Annotated in this window: 10 protein-coding genes; 6 read left to right on the forward strand and 4 right to left on the reverse strand. The window is 49.3% G+C overall.

The window, feature by feature from the left end:
• The first annotated feature begins 21 nt into the window (after positions 1–21).
• Positions 22–1,128 (forward strand): glycosyltransferase, encoded by a 1,107-nt coding sequence (locus tag ACOQOT_RS04535; RefSeq protein WP_420561186.1) that lies wholly within the window; start codon positions 22–24, stop codon positions 1,126–1,128.
• Here the strand turns inward: ACOQOT_RS04535 and asnB (ACOQOT_RS04540) are convergent.
• Entirely contained in the window at positions 1,093–3,066 is a 1,974-nt protein-coding gene (gene asnB, locus ACOQOT_RS04540) for an asparagine synthase (glutamine-hydrolyzing) (RefSeq protein ID WP_420561187.1), read from the reverse strand. The two genes, ACOQOT_RS04535 and asnB (ACOQOT_RS04540), sit on opposite strands and share 36 nt — an antisense overlap.
• A 137-nt stretch (positions 3,067–3,203) precedes the next feature.
• On the opposite strand from asnB (ACOQOT_RS04540), the gene ACOQOT_RS04545 reads away from it, so the two are divergent.
• Positions 3,204–4,304 (forward strand): glycosyltransferase, encoded by a 1,101-nt coding sequence (locus ACOQOT_RS04545; RefSeq protein ID WP_420561188.1) that lies wholly within the window; start codon positions 3,204–3,206, stop codon positions 4,302–4,304.
• Positions 4,305–4,351: 47 nt separating this feature from the next.
• Entirely contained in the window at positions 4,352–6,073 is a 1,722-nt protein-coding gene (locus ACOQOT_RS04550; protein ID WP_420561189.1) for a glycosyltransferase, read from the forward strand.
• A 20-nt stretch (positions 6,074–6,093) separates the two neighbouring features.
• Here the strand turns inward: ACOQOT_RS04550 and ACOQOT_RS04555 are convergent, their stop codons facing one another.
• The 3 genes from ACOQOT_RS04555 to ACOQOT_RS04565 all read right to left on the reverse strand — a co-directional run bounded on the left by ACOQOT_RS04555 (position 6,094) and on the right by ACOQOT_RS04565 (position 9,313).
• A complete protein-coding gene (locus ACOQOT_RS04555; RefSeq protein ID WP_420561190.1) occupies positions 6,094–6,999 on the reverse strand; it encodes an NAD-dependent epimerase/dehydratase family protein in 906 nt (301 codons plus the stop codon).
• Complete coding sequence (locus ACOQOT_RS04560) at positions 6,996–8,117, reverse strand: hypothetical protein (protein ID WP_420561191.1); 1,122 nt, start codon at positions 8,115–8,117, stop codon at positions 6,996–6,998. The genes ACOQOT_RS04555 and ACOQOT_RS04560 overlap by 4 nt, the downstream gene beginning before the upstream one ends.
• A gap of 119 nt (positions 8,118–8,236) precedes the next feature.
• Positions 8,237–9,313 carry an NAD-dependent epimerase/dehydratase family protein gene (locus ACOQOT_RS04565; protein ID WP_420561192.1) on the reverse strand — a complete coding sequence of 359 codons (1,077 nt, stop codon included), beginning with the start codon at positions 9,311–9,313 and terminating at the stop codon, positions 8,237–8,239.
• 171 nt (positions 9,314–9,484) lie between these two features.
• Between ACOQOT_RS04565 and asnB (ACOQOT_RS04570) the strand changes: the two genes are divergently transcribed.
• The 3 genes from asnB (ACOQOT_RS04570) to ACOQOT_RS04580 are packed head-to-tail and all read left to right on the forward strand — an operon-like array spanning position 9,485 to position 13,560.
• Positions 9,485–11,341 carry an asparagine synthase (glutamine-hydrolyzing) gene (gene asnB, locus ACOQOT_RS04570; RefSeq protein ID WP_420561193.1) on the forward strand — a complete coding sequence of 619 codons (1,857 nt, stop codon included), beginning with the start codon at positions 9,485–9,487 and terminating at the stop codon, positions 11,339–11,341.
• Between the two features lie 36 nt (positions 11,342–11,377).
• Positions 11,378–12,199: an ABC transporter permease gene (locus tag ACOQOT_RS04575; protein WP_420561194.1), complete on the forward strand. Its 822-nt coding sequence runs from the start codon at positions 11,378–11,380 to the stop codon at positions 12,197–12,199.
• Positions 12,196–13,560: an ABC transporter ATP-binding protein gene (locus ACOQOT_RS04580; RefSeq protein ID WP_420561195.1), complete on the forward strand. Its 1,365-nt coding sequence runs from the start codon at positions 12,196–12,198 to the stop codon at positions 13,558–13,560. The genes ACOQOT_RS04575 and ACOQOT_RS04580 overlap by 4 nt, the downstream gene beginning before the upstream one ends.
• Positions 13,561–13,630: the final 70 nt, after the last annotated feature.

A 13,630-nucleotide genomic window follows, 5' to 3' on the forward strand; every position in this document is an offset into this window, starting at 1 on the left:
TTCTAGAAAGCTTTCGCAATAATGGAGCAAAAGCATGTTGTGCATATGTCTTCTGTTCATCCATGGGATGACGTGAGGATTTATCACAAAGAAGCGCAAACCGTGCTAGAGATGGGATGGCTTCTAACCTTGATCGCGAGGTTCTCTGCCGCGAACAACGAGGCGCCGCCAACTTATGTGCGCATTTTGCCTGAGTTCCCCAGCCGGCTCGTGAGAGTATTGTTCGGCCCGATTCTTCTCTTCTTTATGGCGTTGAAGGCGAAAGCCGATGTCTATCATTTTCACGATCCTGAGCTTATCCCGCTCGGATTGATACTGCGTGCGTTAGGTAAGAATGTCATTTATGATGTACATGAGAATGTGCCAGCCGATATTCTTACCAAAGGGTATTTACCCCACGGGTTTCGGAAAGGCCTCTCAGTGGCGGCCGTGGCGGCCGAATGGTTGGCTGGCACCTGTCTAACAAGGATTGTCTGTGTAAATCAGGAAATTGCCGAGCGTTTTCCCCCATCTAAGACTGTCATTATAGAGAATGCACCGATCCTCGAAGAGGGTCGATCTCGCTGCACTGACCATGCAAATGGAAAGCTCAAGTTAATATACACTGGAATTTGTTCCCAAGAGCGTGGCATTGACATAATGCTGGATGCCATTGTGGGGCTCGAATGCGAGTTGACAATAGCTGGCAGTTTTCGTGATGAAGAGTTCAGGAAACGACTCTCTGAACATGCCGGCTGGCGGCAGGTAACGTATTTGGGCCAGATTCCGCGATCTGCTGTGCTGGAGGAGATGGCAACGGCTGATGCCGGACTCATTCTTTTCCGTCCAGGTTTGAATCATTCCGGTTCTCGGCCAAACAAGCTCTTCGAGTATATGGCCGCAGAACTGCCGATAATTGCGTCCGATTTTGGGGAATGGAGAAAACTCTACGGAGATTGGGGGGCTTGCTTTTTTGTGGACCCCGAAAACATACAGCAGGTCAGGGATGCAATCGCGTACTTGATTGCCCATAGAGAATTGGGGAGAGAAAGAGGGAAATGTGGCCTTCGAGCTGTTCAGCAAACCTATAACTGGTCACTCGAGAAAAAGAAGTTAGTGCGATGCTACCTCGGTATATTCCCCCCTTGAACAAGAGTTGATGCTCGGAGTGGTTAGGGATTCTGCGTAGTCTATCCAGTACGCGAAGGACACTGCTCTCCATAACGACGAATGGTATTTCTTTTTTCCATTCAAGACGTCACGCGCATGATTCAAAAGGCGCTCTCTGTCCACGAACCTATATAAAGCATGCGTCTGGGGAAGCGCTTCTATGAGCGGGAAGAATGTCTCTAAAAAAGTTCTTTCCGGCGTTTCAAAGCCTACTTTGTCGCGGCGTGAAATAATTTCCTCCGGAACGATGCCTTCCAGTGCCTTTCGAAGTAGCGCTTTTGATCCGTTCTGCGGGTCTACGAATTTCGAATGGGGCAAACCAAAAACAAAATCAGCCAGCGTAGATGTTAAGAGTGGAACTCTGGCTTCTATGGAATGGGCCATCGAGTTCCGATCTTGATAGCGAAGCAGGTCAGGTAGATTGGCTTGGCCAATCGTAGATCTGAGCCGATGACCGAAGTGACTCTCATTCTTTGTTCTCGACCTCAATCGGTCATCCAAATGGATCTGCACATTGGAAATCTGGTCTGGCAAAATCCAAGAAGGGGCCAAAGGACGTCTCACCAACTTCCTTGCCAGCTGGTGAAGCTTGGAGGGAAGAAGTTCTTGTCCAATGAGCTGAAGAAAAGAGAGTTTGTTGAAGCCGCCGCGCTGGGTGAGACTTGTGAAGAGTCTGAGGGCGCGCCATAATTTGCCTGATAAGATTAGATCAACAACGTGAGCTGCGCATTGGTAGGGGTAGCCGCAGAACATCTCATCGCCACCCTGACCATCGATAAGAACTTTAATGCCTTGGTTGGCGGCTTCTTTATAAATTCGTGTTTGAGCCAATATGCTTGTAGAGGAAAAGGGCTCACCTTGGAAGCGCGTAGCGCGAATAAGTTCGCTTTCCAGCGTGTCCGCATCGTCGGATATCTTATGGGAAACCGCATTAGTATGACTGTTCACAATATCTATCCAAGTCTCTTCAGACAGGGAACTGTCATTGGGTATATAAGAAAATGTATGTAGTGCGATTGACGGATCGACATTGTGCGCGAGGCAAACAAGAGCTGACGAATCGATGCCGCCGGAAAGGGCAAATCCAATCGGAACGTCACTGCGCAGATGAAGTTTTACACTCTGAAGAAGCAATTTCCTTAATTCAACGGCGTCGTCAATCGAGGGATCTGGGCGAGGTTCGCGATCGGGAAGCGTCCAATATTGTATCAGGCGCGATTGGCCGCTGTCGGCTAAGTCTATTTCAGCATAGTGCCCTGGGAGAATACGTTGGATGCCGTTGATCAGACAGGCGGGTGTGTGCTCCAATAATCCCCAGCGCAGGAAATCATAAATAGCTTGTGTATTGTACTCCAGCTTGCCGCCGGTAAGTTGAAGCAAGGGTGGGAGCTCCGATGAAAAAGCGAATGTCCCTTCATGTTCATACATGAACAAAGGTTTGATCCCAAAAGGGTCTCGTACTGCATAGAGTTTGCTGTTTCGGAAGTCAGCAATGCAGAACGAAAACATTCCCATCAGACGGTCGAGGCACGCTGGTCCCCATTCCAGCCATGCGGACATGAGCACTTCGGTATCGCAGCCAGATTTAAACAGATAGCCTCGCGTTGAGAGCTCATTCCGAAGTTCAATGAAGTTGTAAATTTCCCCATTGTATACGAGCGCAATTTCATCATTTGAGCTTGTCATGGGTTGATGTCCCGCCGCGGATACATCGAGAATGGAAAGTCGGCGGTGCCCGAGGAAGAGATGGTAGGGAGACTCGGACTCGCACCGGGTAAACTGGCGACGTTGGTCTCTGCGCCAAAAGCCGCTGCCTCTATCATCCGGCCCGCGATGAGCCATAAGATCCAGTAAGCATTGCTCGTTGCTTGGAACCATTGGGGAGCAAGAGTGAAATATGCTAAACAAACCGCACATAAAATTGTATCCGTGTTAACGGTAAAAGCTGCTTCCCAGTATGATTAATGTATAAACTTGAACTTGTTTTTTCGCATGGTGAGATATAAATATCACCATGCAATTGATATCGACGCGCCGGTAGTCGAGGGGGCTTCTTGAAGGTATTGCACCTGCCAAATGTGGTGAGCGGCCATGTCCAGGGATTGGCACAGGGGGAGCGTGATCTGGGCATCGCGAGCTCAACATTGAATCTGTATGGCAACCAATACGGTTTTGAGGCTGATATCAATCTTGGACTTGAGAAACGGGGAAAGCTGGGGAAGTTGGTTGGTCATTTGGAGGCGCTTGCCAAGTACAGGAATGGATATGACGTTTATCATTTCAACTATGGCTCAACATTATTGCATTTCGCAAAATATAACATAAGCCATTTGGATATCGGCCTTTTCTCCAAAGACGCCGTGAAGATTTTTACCTACCAAGGTTGCGATGCCCGACAGAAATATCCAACCATGGAACGTTTAAAGATACAAGGTAACAGCTTTGCGGCGTGTTTCGAAAAAGATTGTTATGACGGCGCGTGCAATTCTGGTCGGTTAGATTTGTGGCGCAGGCGTTCCATTGAGAAAGTCGACGAATATGCAGACCACATTTATGCTCAAAATCCAGATCTGCTTTATTTCCTTCCCCCGGAGAAATCCTCCTTTCTTCCTTATTGCATAGCCGATGAGGGACTGCTCCGCAGCAAGGAAGATTTCTTTGAGGGCGGAAAGGTACGTATCGCCCATGCCCCAACGCAGCGTGCGGTAAAGGGAACATCGTACATCCTAAAAGCTTTGGAAAAATTAGCGGATGAATTTCCGGGCGTCGTTGAAGTTGATCTAATCGAAGGGGTGAGCCGGAAGGAGTTGTTGCGGCGTCTGGCAAAAGCCGACCTCTTCGTAGATCAAGTGCTAGTGGGATGGTACGGCGTCGTGTCGGTTGAAGCGCTTTTTTTAGGGGTGCCGACAGCCGTGTTTATAAATGACGACCATTTACAGTTCATTCCAGAAGAGATGGTTAAGGGCCTGCCTTTTATACGCATAGACAAACAGAGCATATATGAAAAGCTAAGAGCGTATGTGCGCCAAAGGGAGCAAGCGGAGGGATTGAAAAGGGTTGGTCTCGAGTACGCGCATGCTTGGCATTCCCGAAAGAACGTGGCACAGCTAACAGTCTCGCATTACCGGAAATGTCTGAAAGAGAAACAATTGTAGTTTTCCGGACAATTGATTTTCTCTGATGCCGAATGCCAACGGATAAGATGACAGAAAAAAAATCGCAAGAAGTATCAGGGGCGTGCTGCCCGGCGCATCAGTGGTCGGAGGAAAAGGAGTGGTTGGACAGGTTTGAAAGAGAACACGGCCGCCCATTACGCATTCTCCATATAAACAACATTGCCAACTATGCGTATGTGAACGCCAAGTTGATGCGTCGGCACGGAATCGAGGCGGACGTCTTATGCAACGATTTCTATCACATCATGGCATCTCCGGAATGGGAAGACGCAGTCATTCATGGGGAGTTTGGCGACGAGTTCAGGCCGGATTGGAGTCGGGTTTCCGTAAATGGTTATTCAAGGCCAAACTGGTTTGCCCAAGGGCCACTTCAACTCGTTTATTCCTATCATCTGGCACGAAAACAGAAAAAGTTTGTCAAAAGCGCGATCGTACGGCGCATGCTAGAATTTTACAGAATGCGCTTGTCCAGTGTAGATCGTGTGTACCCTTATGTAGAACGTATTTATCGGCTGAAAAACAGATTCCTATTCAGAGTGTATAGTGATCGAGAAAAGAATGAGTCATATAAAAGGGCCATACTCAGGATCGTCTGGTCATTTCTGTTGGAAGTGTTCAAATCGCTAAGCTATTTGCGGCAGATAGCGCAAAAAGAGCCAACCGGAGCGATGGTCTCGATTCGACGATGGATGGCCTGTCGCTTTGCTGCAGAAGATTCCGCCGACGTAAATGAGCAGGACGCCAGAGAGGATGAGTGTCGAGGTGAGAAAGTTCAGAAGTCAGCCGATATAGAAAACGACTTGACGTATTATTGCACTCACATAAAGAGATTTCAGGAGCTATTTAAATACTACGATGTAATCCAAGGATATACCACATCGGCGGTTTACCCTCTGGTCGCGGGAGTTTCCAACTTTACCGCTTATGAATTGGGAACAATCCGGACCATCCCCTTCATTGACGATTTACAGGGGCGAGTGTGTGCATATACCTACAAGAATGCGCCGGGCGTTTTTATTACGAATGTCGATTGCATAGAGGCAGCCGACCGACTGAAGATTTCGAAAGAACGCAGAAGGGTGGTTCCGCATGCTTTTGATTTGGACAGTGCTGTGGCTTATCAGTCAACTTATGCGGCTGCGACCAGTGCGGATTTACCTTACTTTCTCGCTCCTGCCAGGCATCATTGGAAGGAAGGGCACGACTCTTGGCGAAAGGGCAATGATTGGATTGTCAGGGCTGCGGCCGAGCTTAGAAAAGAAGGCTTTGGTTTCAAAGTCGTATTTGTTGAATGGGGACAGGAGGTAGAAGAAACCAAGAAGCTGATAAGAGAACTTGGCCTCGAGGAAGTTTTCGAATGGAAGCGCCCCATGAGCAAAAAAGCCTTGTGGCCAACCTATATGGAAGCGGTAGCGGTCATCGACCAGTTTGTGGCGCCTGCAATGGGTGGCGTGGCGCTGGACGCTATGGCTCTTGGACGGGCGCTCATTACACGATTGGACGAGCCTTCATGCAAATTGTTCTTTGGGTCGGTTCCCCCGCTAATGAATGTGAAAAATGTCGCCGAACTCCGGGATGCTATGCGGAAAGTGCTGCTGGACCCGGAAAGTGCTGATCAATGCGGCAAGGAATGCCAAGAGTGGATGAAAAATTTTCACTCTGTCGAGCAAGGGCTTGCAGCGCAATTGAACATGTATCGGTCAATGCTCAGCACATCTGCTGTGGAAACTCTTTCGTCCAAAGCATGAGATTTTCTTCATCCTGCAATTCAACCATGAGTAGGACGGCTGTGTGAGATTGCGTGCAGCGTGGCATCGAGTCCGCTTGAAAACGGCGTTAACCTGTTCTTCGGCAGCAGGGCTGTGAGCTTGCTTGTGTCCCCTATCAGGTCTTTCGGCTTAAGATCTGGGGACCTTTGAAAAATGGGTTCCTTGTTTAACTTTTCGCCGATGAGCCGGGCTATCTCGCTTATGCTCACATTGGTGGGTCCCGCGAGGTTCAGGGTGTCGGGCAAGACGTCTTGGGTCAGCAAGCTGGTAACGATGTGGCAGACATCATCGATAAAGATTGGATTCGTGGTAAGGCCGGTGCCTTGGGCCGGAAGCAATACAGCATGGCCTTCCGATACCCGGTTGATGAGATCGGGTATCATGCGGCCATGTTGACCTGGTCCGTATGGTACGAACAGCCGCAATGAGGTCGTCTGCATATGACCTGAGAAGGCTCTGGTGAGTATCTCGGAGCACAATTTCGTGGCTGCATAGTAATTCGTCGGTCGGCCATCGTCTTCCTCTTGAAGAGGCAGGGTGTGAAACGGCTCATATACGCTTCCGGTGGAGATGTTGATGAACCGTTCAGCCCGTGCACGGAGTGCGGCTTGCAAAATTTGATTTGTCCCGCTCACATTGACATTGAAAAGGTCGTCGGCTTTTGCAGGAAAATCCCGATGATAAGGAGAGGTTGCCAAGTGAATGACAGCGTCCAGAGGGGGGAGCTCAGGAAGAAGGCTTTGTGGTGAGGAAAAGTCGGCAGGAATAACTGTCCCTAGCTCAAGTTCGGATAGCGAGGTAGAGCGACCGATTAAATACAAACCTTCGATCGATTCATCTGAGGACAGGAATTTTGCGAGTGCGCGTCCTACGAAACCGCTTGCGCCTGTAATTGCTATCTTCATTGCTCTATATCCGAGTGAGTGTCTTGAGCCATCTGAGCTATAAGCCGGCTTATATCGCGCCCCACCGAGTTTAAAGAATGATGCTTTGCGACGAACGGAGGGCCTGATCTTCCATACTGAGCGAGATCGATTTTCCCATGCGCTATGCTGCGCAGAGTATCTTTTATGCCGGCCAGGCTGGTATTGATAAGGGGCGGCTCATGATCCTTCAGCAGGCCTTCCTGTCGATAGATATTCAGAAGATCGTCAGCAAGGTAACACAGGGTTGGCTTGCCGCTAGCCATGGCCTCAATGCTGAACATGGCATACCAGCCCAGCACAAACTGATCTGCGACGATATCGGTTTCGAGTATTTTACGTTTGACGGATTCGTTGGGTTCGCGCTCAATTAGTTCCAGCTGAATTTCAATACCCTCTGATTGCAATTCATCGATAGCTGCAATGAGCGCGTCTGTTCCTTTGATAAACCGATGGTTTGGGGCGTGGAGCACCCTGAGCTTGTCTCTGAACGGACGAAAAGATCGCACGGGCTTATTTTCGTAATCACGGGGCGAGACGCAGAAATATGACAACATAAGCAGGTCAATGCGAGGAGTATAAGGGATCCAGTCACAGCCCGATACAACCTTGGTGGCAAAACGGGACCAGATATCCACCCGCTTTTTGATTGTTCGATAACGTGAACTATGTTCCGGGTAATCGAGTAGAAAGCGTGTCCTTACAGTTTCGTTCGTGTTTTCACGAAAATCATAAACGTCAGCGCCATAAGGAATCATGATGCTCTGTATGCCGGCAACGCGGTACAGAAAAGGTTCGATTCGCCAAGCCCATGTAGTTGAAGCCAGACCCCCGCCAACAAAGGAATGAAAGACGGTGTCGTAGCGGCTCAATATCCAGTGGGTTGTACGATAAGGCACCCAAAAACGTTGTAAGAAGCGTTTTTTGGAACCTAGAAAATGATCGAACTTCGTTGTTACGTGATACAGCGAGTGAACGTATGTTTCGCAAGGTAAGCCATGAAGTCGCAATGCAGAACATAGGTTGGCATTGCCAATCAATGGTTCTGGGCCAATGCCGATTCTTTGTCGATTTTCTTTCTTTCTGAAGCGGATAGCCATGAGAAGCAGTAATGGTATTGCAACCATGTCTGCGAACAGGCCGACAGTCGCGACAAGGGCAGCCCTCACTGAGGGCATACCACGCAAAATGTTATGGGCCGGGAAGGCGGCCATCGGAATTAAAGGGACAGCTTTTCTTTGTAGTAGACTGCTGTACGCGGAATGCCATCCTCCAAGTCTATATTGGCCTCATAGTCCAGCAGATCGCGTGCTTTCTTCACATCCGGGACACGCAATTCGATATCTGCATGCGTTTTCTCTTGGAAAATGATGTTTGAGCGCGATCCAATTAGTCGGATAACCGTACTTGCCAAGCCATAGATGGTGGTTACTGCTTTTGCATTCCCGATGTTGAAGGATTCGCCAACGGCATTTGGGTGCTGCAATACCGAATAAACCCCCTCTACCATATCGTCTACATAACACCATGCGCGAATCTGGCTGCCATCACCATGGATGATAAGATCTTCGCTGCTAAGCGCACGTTTGATAAATGTGGATAGCGCACCTTCGCCTACTTGGCCGGGACCATATACATTGAATGGGCGCACAACAGTCACAGGCATTCCATACTGATGGAAATAGGCATGACCAAGATGTTCGCATACGAGTTTAGAGACAGCGTATGTCCACCGGGCTTCGCCAACAGCCCCGATAACTGCCGACGTTATCTCGCTGCTTTGAAAGGCATGAGTGCCGAACACTTCGCTCGTCGAGAATAGGACGACCCGTTCCAACCCATTCAGTTCATTTGCGGCTCTGAGAAGGTTGGCCGTGCCTGTCACATTGATATCAATTGTAGAGACGGGTTTCTGCACAACTGTGTCGATGCCGGCTATGGCCGCGCAATGAACGATATGGGTAGGGCGGTAATCCCGGATTGCCTGCTCAAGCTTCTGGGTGTCCAGAACATCACCCTGAACTGCAGTGAGGTTGGGGTGTTTAGTTGCCGGGTCGTCTCCTAGGGCATTTCTGAACAAATTATCATATGTCATAATTTCGTTGTCATTGATCAGCCGCCTTACCAAGGTTGACCCAATGAAGCCAAAACCACCTGTAATAAAAAAACGCTTATTTTTCATTGAGTTGTATACCACAATCGCAGCAGAAAGATACCTTCCCGATAATTGGGAATCGGCGCTGATGGACAAAATTATTTGCGTGCCATCTATAATCACAGCGGTGTAGCCAAGCAAGCCTAAAGGGCGAACTTATCTGTTTATTTTTGATGATTTAGGGTCGACGGGGGCATGGTACTCCGGATACAGATCCGGATACAGAAAAGGGTGAAAACTGAGAATCTCTTGTATTTGCCGGGAGACTGGCGCATTTGCCCGAAGGGGTATGGAAATTTGGGCGTGTTCTGAATGTGCGGCATAGCGGGTTACTTCAATTGGCATGGGAAGCCTGCCGATATCACAATAGCTCAACGTATGGGCGAGCGTTTGTCGCACCGTGGCCCGGATGGCAATGGGGCCTGGGCACATGAAAATGTCGCCCTTTCCCATCAACGGCTGTCAATCTTGGATCTATCTGATGCGGCCCGCCAGCCCATGCAGTCAGAAGATGGGCGATACACGCTGATTTACAATGGAGAAGTGTATAATTTTCTGGAGTTGAGGGCATTCCTTCAGGCCAGAGGACACCGCTTCCACTCGGACGGAGATACCGAAGTCGTTCTTCATGCCTTAGCGGAATGGGGGGTTGAGGCGTTCAAGAGGCTGAATGGTATGTTCGCTTTGGCCTTATGGGACAATCAGGAAAAAACGCTGCTCTTGGCTAGGGACAGGTATGGCATCAAGCCTTTGTATTATTCCGTACAAAGCGGTTGTCTTGCCTTCGGCTCCGAGATAAAGGCGCTGCTCGCTCACCCGAGCATTGCCGGAAGATTGGATTTGGCAGGGCTAAGAGAATATCTCACGTTCCAGAATTTCCTGTCTTCAAGAACATTGTTCGAGAAGGTTCAGACACTTCCTGCGGGCTCGTTCGCCTACGTGCGGAGTGGTGACGCCAAGGCAATCAAGCCCGAGAGATACTGGTCATTTAAGTTCATGGGCGGTATGCGGCTTGAGGATGAGCGTGAGGCCATAGAGCGGGTTGGTGATGCCTTTTCTCTCGCAGTCTCCAGGCAGTTGATTGCTGATGTGGAGGTTGGAGGGTATCTATCTGGTGGTTTGGATTCCGGGGCCATTGTTGCACACGCATCAAAAATATTGCCGCATATGAGAACCTTCACTTGTGGATTTGATCTATCCTCAGCATCAGGGATGGAGTTGTTTTTTGATGAGCGGCGCGATGCAGAAATGATGTCCGCTCGTTTTGATACCGAACATTACGAGATGGTGCTCAAGGCCGGTGACATGGAGCGTGTCATGCCGGCGCTTGTGCGGTGCATTGAAGAGCCGCGTGTTGGGCAAAGCTACCCCAATTACTTCATTGCGAGTCTTGCTGCTAAGTTTAACAAGGTTGTGCTTGCGGGAACGGGCGGGGATGAGCTTTTTGGCGGATACCCTTGGCGATACGAAGAAGTTTTGGACCTCGACAAAGGGCGCTTTGCCGAAAAGCTGTTCAACTATTGGCAGCGTGTGATTCCTGCGGACTCTTTAGCCTCTGTCATGGCGCCAGTATGGTCCAATATTAAGGGCGATGATCCGCGCGAAGTCTTTGAGCATCATTTTTCACGGATCCCAGGTGGCGATAGTCGTGACGACCGCCTTAATTCGATAATGACATTCGAAGCTCAGACATTTTTACCCGGATTGCTCGCGGTCGAAGACAAGGTGTCGATGAGTCATGGCTTGGAGGTGCGATTACCTTTCCTAGATAATGACCTTGTTGATCTTTGTCAGGAATTGCCGGTTGGTCTCAAGCTCGGCCAGGCTTCAATATTGGGGGATAGGGACAAAGCGAAAAATAGTGCCGGTCGTACAAATGAAGGAAAAAGGATACTGAGAGAGGCGCTGAGGGGACAGGTTCCTGATGAAGTGCTAGGGCGCGCAAAGCAGGGCTTTTCTGCGCCTGATGCCTCGTGGTTCAAAGGCCAAAGTATTGAGTATGTCCGGAATAAGATTTGCTCTGAAGATGCTAAGCTTTACGAAGTGCTTTCCTTTAAGAATATCTATCCCCTCATAGAGCAGCATTTAACAGGCAACCACAACCGGCGGCTGATGATCTGGTCATTGCTGGCTTTGGAAGAAACCTTTAAAGAGTTTGATCTGGTCTAAGCGTTCATCAATCGATAAATAAATTGGCACCCAGACATGTTCGGCATCGGATCTGCGTTCAATACAGTTAAAAGCCTTTTTCGAAATAAGAGTCTATTGTGGGAATTGGTGCTGAGAGATGTGCAAGAAAGCTATCGCGGATCTGCGCTTTCGGCTGCTTGGGCCGTATTGCATCCTTGCGTGGTGATCGGCGTCTACATAGTTGTTTTTGGCGCCTTGGCGGGAAAGAGGTTGAACCTGGATGCTCTCGGAGGTGAGGGGCTCGACTTTACTGCTTATATGTTGTCCGGGCTCGTTGCTTGGCTTGCGATTTCTCAAGCATTGGTGAAAGGAACTAGCGCCCTGTTGGCGAATTCTAACCTGGTGAAGCAGGTTGTTTTTCCAATAGAAGCTTTGGTTGCCAAGTCGAATTTTAGCGCTCTGCTGGTGCAGTTGGTAGGGTACTTTGTCCTTGCAGCTTATATTTTTGTGCAGTTTGGTGAAATATCCCCTTTGCTGCCTTTGTTGCCGCTTGTGATTTCCCTGCAGGTGTTGATGCTTTTAGGATTGACTTATCTTCTGTCAGCTCTGTCCGTATTCATTCGCGACGTGCGAGAGGTCGTTCAAATGTTTGCGACATTTGGCATCTTTCTTCTCCCAATCGTTTATTTACCTGAGTGGTTGCCGGATTGGTCGCTTGCCGTTCTGTATAGCAATCCTCTCAGTTACCTGATTTGGTGTTATCAGGATATCTTCTTCTATCAGCAGATTATCCATCCCGTAGCTTGGGTAGCCCTGCCGCTCTTCTCCGCCGGGTTCTTTCTGGTAGGCGCAGTAATTTTTCAGCATACGAAGCAAAATTTTGGGGATGTGTTGTGACGGCTGCAATCGAGATCCGCAACCTCAGCAAGCTTTATCGTGTGTATTCCAGTCCAACAGATTTGTTGCTGGAGAGCTTTACGAGAAGGGTGCGCCATAATCTGCATGCTGCCTTGCAGGGAATAAACCTGGACATCTTGAAGGGCGAATGTTGTGGCATCATAGGTCCGAATGGAGCAGGTAAATCCACGCTGCTGAAGATAATTGCCGGAACGTTGACAGGGACAACAGGAACCGTCGATGTCAATGGGCGTATTTCGGCGATTCTGGAGCTAGGTACGGGGTTCCATCCCGAATATTCCGGGCGTGACAACGTGATACTTGGTGGCCTGTGCATGGGGATGTCCAGGCAGGAAATTGAAGCTAAGTTTGATTGGATTGTCGAGTTCTCGGAGCTTGCCGGCGTCATCGATCAACCATTCAAAACCTATTCCAGTGGTATGCAGGCGCGTCTTACATTCGCAACGGCAATCAGCGTGGACCCGGAAATATTGATCGTTGATGAAGCCTTGGCGGCGGGTGATGCGTATTTCGTCACTAAGTGCATGGCGAGAATCCGGCAGATCGTTGATAGCGGAGCCACCGTTCTCTTTGTGAGTCATTCGTCCCATCAGGTCGCCTCCTTGTGCGATCGGGCTGTATGGATCGAAGACGGGCGCGTCAGGGAAATCGGCGATGCGATCGAAGTATGCAGAAGATATGATTACAACGTTCATCTGCGTACATCTGGCGGCACTGGAAGGATAGCGCAATTGGAGCAAGGTGCTGCGATTCCAGCATCTGCCTCGCTACCGAAAGAATGCGAGGAGCAGGAGTCCCTACTGACAGTTGATGAACCTGAACAGAAGGCTGTGAGTGCTCTGCATCATGAAGTGTACCAACGTGGCGGTATTGCTGTGACCAACGTGGAATTTCTGAATAAGGATGATGAGCCGATAGATGTGGCGCGCACTTTCGATGATATCACGTTGCGGGTCTGGTACGAGAAGGATGATGCTTTCGAAGAAGAGCAAACATTGGGGCTTGCGATTGGTATTCACAAGGCGCCTGAAATGACGCTGATCAACCAATTTTCAACAGTTAACGTGAAGAGGGATGAGGACTTGCTCTCTTACGGGGGTGAGAGTTTTAGAAAAAAAGCATTTAAGAAAGGGTATATCGAAGCTCGCATCTCTCCTCTCCAGCTTCTGGAGGGGGAGTATCTTGTTTCGTTCGGACTGTTGCCCAATATCCCGAGCGGAACCGAATTCTACGAGTATCATCATCAGCGATATCGTTTGGTTGTTCAGCGCGCGGGTTACCCTTCTCCCGCGGTGTTTTATCCCATGGTGTCTTGGAAGCATGAGGCGACATCAACTTAGAATCCGGGGCGCCCGCTGAAGGTGCTCAATACGACTCCCCCTATTAATTTCTTCGCCGGAGTTCAACGAA

This window comes from Tepidicaulis sp., from assembly GCF_965222285.1.
Classification (GTDB): Bacteria; Pseudomonadota; Alphaproteobacteria; order Parvibaculales; family Parvibaculaceae; genus Tepidicaulis.

Bases quoted from the DNA above. Each gene is read 5' to 3' on its own strand.
- ACOQOT_RS04535 (WP_420561186.1), top strand. From the start codon at position 22: ATGGAGCAAAAGCATGTTGTGCATATGTCTTCTGTTCATCCATGGGAT.
- asnB (WP_420561187.1), bottom strand. From the start codon at position 3,066: ATGTGCGGTTTGTTTAGCATATTTCACTCTTGCTCCCCAATGGTTCCA.
- ACOQOT_RS04550 (WP_420561189.1), top strand. From the start codon at position 4,352: ATGACAGAAAAAAAATCGCAAGAAGTATCAGGGGCGTGCTGCCCGGCG.
- ACOQOT_RS04555 (WP_420561190.1), bottom strand. From the start codon at position 6,999: ATGAAGATAGCAATTACAGGCGCAAGCGGTTTCGTAGGACGCGCACTC.
- ACOQOT_RS04560 (WP_420561191.1), bottom strand. From the start codon at position 8,117: ATGGCTATCCGCTTCAGAAAGAAAGAAAATCGACAAAGAATCGGCATT.
- asnB (WP_420561193.1), top strand. From the start codon at position 9,485: ATGTGCGGCATAGCGGGTTACTTCAATTGGCATGGGAAGCCTGCCGAT.
- ACOQOT_RS04575 (WP_420561194.1), top strand. From the start codon at position 11,378: ATGTTCGGCATCGGATCTGCGTTCAATACAGTTAAAAGCCTTTTTCGA.